We start from the raw sequence: 3600 nt of genomic DNA on the forward strand, positions 1-3600 counted from the left end.
CCAGTCCTTGCCCGCGTTGATGCTCTTGGTCTGGGACAGACCCGCGGTCGTCGACGCCTCGTTGATGTCGCTGGCCTCGACGTAGCCTTCGCGGCCGGTCTTGGGCGTCAACAGCCACACGGGGCCGCCTTCGTCGACCAGCCCGATGGCATCGACCAGCGCGTCCGTCAGGTCGCCGTCGTCGTCTCGGAACCACAGCACGACGACGTCGGCGACGTCGTCGTAGTCCTCGTCGACGAGCTCCTGGCCCGTGACGGCCTCGATCCCCTCGCGGAGCTCCTGCTCGACATCATCGTCGTAGCCGATCTCCTGGACCACCTGTCCGGGCTCGAAACCCAGCCTGGCGGCAGGGTTGATCCGCTCCTCCGCGTGGTCCGCGGTCGCGCTCACGGATTGCCTCCTGTCATCTTTCGGTAAGTCGTTGGAACCTCGCGTGTACGCGAAGCATTGGGCGTAGTCCACACGTGCCGGGCGGATCGCGCAAGTACCCGGCCTCGGAGACCGCCGAAACGGTGACCTTTGGGGCCGTCTCGCCGCATCTCGAACCATGACGGAACGGTGCTAAGTGACACACGCCACAGCGATCTGCCCGGTTTGTGAAGTTGTACCCCTCCATTGTGACAGCTGGGTCCGAACGGCCGTACGCAGGCGACCTCCATAGGGGGCGTATGGTTGCGATTTGGTCGTCCGCGGCCGGGCGGCCTGGGGCCGCACCCTCGTGAAGTGGTGGTTACCACTCGGTAGAGGTGACGATCGCGCCGCCGCGGTCCACGATGGAAGGCGGCGCGGCCAGCAGGGACAGTATTCAATCGCGTGCGCAGCATCACCGCGTGCAGAGCACGTACGACCCGAACAGCGAAGGAACAGCGTGGCTTCCGGATCCGATCGCAACCCGATCATCATTGGCGGCCTTCCCAGCCAGGTCCCGGACTTCGATCCCGAAGAGACCCAGGAATGGCTCGACTCGCTCGACGCAGCCGTCGATGAGCGAGGCCGGGAACGTGCCCGCTACCTCATGCTTCGCCTGATCGAACGCGCCCGTGAGAAGCGCGTCGCCGTGCCCGAGATGCGCAGCACGGACTACGTCAACACCATCGCGACCAAGGACGAGCCGTTCTTCCCCGGCAACGAGGAGATCGAGCGCAAGGTCCTGAACGCGACCCGGTGGAACGCGGCCGTCATGGTCTCGCGCGCCCAGCGCCCCGGCATCGGGGTCGGCGGCCACATCGCCACCTTCGCCTCCTCGGCCTCGCTGTACGACGTGGGCTTCAACCACTTCTTCCGCGGCAAGGACGACGGCAAGGGGGGCGACCAGATCTTCTTCCAGGGCCACGCCTCCCCCGGCATCTACGCCCGCGCGTTCCTCCTCGACCGGCTCTCCGAGCAGCAGCTCGACGCGTTCCGGCAGGAGAAGTCGAAGGCCCCGTACGGCCTCTCCAGCTACCCGCACCCGCGGCTGATGCCGGACTTCTGGGAGTTCCCGACCGTCTCGATGGGCCTCGGCCCGCTCGGCGCGATCTACCAGGCGCGGATGAACCGCTACATGGAGGCGCGCGGCATCGCCGACACCTCCGACTCGCATGTCTGGGCATACCTCGGCGACGGCGAGATGGACGAGCCGGAGTCGCTCGGCCAGTTGTCGATCGCCGCCCGCGAGAACCTGGACAACCTGACCTTCGTCGTCAACTGCAACCTCCAGCGGCTCGACGGCCCGGTGCGCGGCAACGGCAAGATCATGCAGGAGCTGGAGTCGCAGTTCCGCGGCGCCGGCTGGAACGTGATCAAGCTGGTGTGGGACCGCTCCTGGGACCCGCTGCTCGCCCAGGACCGCGACGGCATCCTGGTCAACAGGCTCAACAGCACGCCGGACGGCCAGTTCCAGACGTACGCGACCGAGACCGGCGCGTACATCCGCGAGCACTTCTTCGGCGACGACCAGCGGCTGCGCGCGATGGTCGAGAACATGACCGACGACCAGATCCTGCACCTGGGCCGCGGCGGTCACGACCACAAGAAGATCTACGCGGCGTACGCGGCGGCCAAGGCGCACAAGGGCCAGCCGACCGTGATCCTCGCGCAGACCGTCAAGGGCTGGACGCTCGGACCGAACTTCGAGGGCCGCAACGCGACCCACCAGATGAAGAAGCTCACGGCCGAGGACCTCAAGCGGTTCCGCGACCGGCTGCACCTGCCGATCGCCGACAAGGAGCTGGAGGACGGCAACCCGCCGTACTACCACCCGGGCCGGAACTCCGAAGAGATCCAGTACATGCACGACCGCCGCAAGTCCTGCGGCGGTTACGTCCCGACCCGTGTCGTGCGGGCCAAACCGCTGAACCTGCCGGACGACAAGGCGTACGCGGCCGCGAAGAAGGGCTCCGGCCACCAGACGATCGCCACCACCATGGCGTTCGTGCGGGTGCTCAAGGACCTCATGCGGGACAAGGAGATCGGCAAGCGGTTCGTGCTGATCGCGCCGGACGAGTACCGCACCTTCGGCATGGACGCGTTCTTCCCGACGGCGAAGATCTACAACCCGATGGGCCAGCAGTACGAGTCCGTCGACCGCGAGCTGCTGCTCGCCTACAAGGAGTCGCCGTCCGGCCAGATGCTGCACGACGGCATCTCCGAGGCGGGCTGCACGGCCTCGCTGATCGCGGCGGGCTCGGCCTACGCCACGCACGGCGAGCCGCTGATCCCGGTCTACGTCTTCTACTCGATGTTCGGTTTCCAGCGGACCGGTGACCAGTTCTGGCAGATGGCCGACCAGCTCTCGCGCGGTTTCGTGCTGGGCGCGACCGCCGGCCGTACGACCCTGACCGGCGAGGGCCTCCAGCACGCCGACGGCCACTCCCAGCTGCTCGCCTCGACCAACCCGGCCGTCGTCGCGTACGACCCGGCGTTCGGCTACGAGATCGCGCACATCATGCAGGACGGCCTGCGCCGGATGTACGGCGAGACGCCGGACGGCAAGGCCGGCGAGGACGTCTTCTACTACCTCACCGTCTACAACGAGCCGATCCAGCACCCGGCCGAGCCCGCCGACGTGGACCGCGAGGGCATCCTCAAGGGCCTCTACCGCTTCAAGACCGGCGAGCAGGGCTCCATCCCCGCGCAGATCCTCGCCTCCGGCGTGGCCGTGCCGTGGGCGGTCGAGGCCCAGCGCATCCTCGCCGAGGAGTGGAACGTCAAGGCGGATGTCTGGTCGGCGACCTCCTGGAACGAGCTGCGCCGCGACGCGGTGGCGGTCGAGGAGCACAACCTGCTCCGCCCGGAGGAGGAGCAGCGCGTCCCGTATGTGACGACGAAGCTCCAGGGCGCCGAGGGTCCGAAGGTCGCCGTGTCCGACTGGATGCGCGCCGTTCCGGACCAGATCGCGCGGTGGGTGCCGGGGACGTACCAGTCGCTGGGCGCGGACGGCTTCGGCTTCGCCGACACCAGGGGCGCTGCGCGCCGCTTCTTCCACATCGACGCTCAGTCGATCGTGCTCGGTGTGCTCACCGAACTGGCCAAGGACGGCAAGGTCGACCGCTCCGCCCTGAAGCAGGCCATTGACCGCTACCAGCTCCTCGATGCCGGGGCGGCGGAGCCGGGTGCCGC

General features: G+C 67.9%; 2 protein-coding genes. One reads left to right on the plus strand and one right to left on the minus strand.

From position 1 onward, the window contains the following. On the minus strand, positions 1–390 hold a 390-nt coding region (locus tag ACFU99_RS37450), incomplete at its 3' end, for a DUF3052 domain-containing protein (protein WP_384401278.1). A 478-nt stretch (positions 391–868) separates the two neighbouring features. On the opposite strand from ACFU99_RS37450, the gene aceE reads away from it, so the two are divergent. Continuing rightward, positions 869–3600 (plus strand): pyruvate dehydrogenase (acetyl-transferring), homodimeric type (aceE, locus tag ACFU99_RS37455; protein WP_384401280.1); only part of this gene is annotated, 2732 nt, incomplete at its 3' end.

The sequence above is a fragment of the Streptomyces sp. NPDC057654 genome (assembly GCF_042800135.1).
GTDB lineage: Bacteria > Actinomycetota > Actinomycetes > Streptomycetales > Streptomycetaceae > Streptomyces.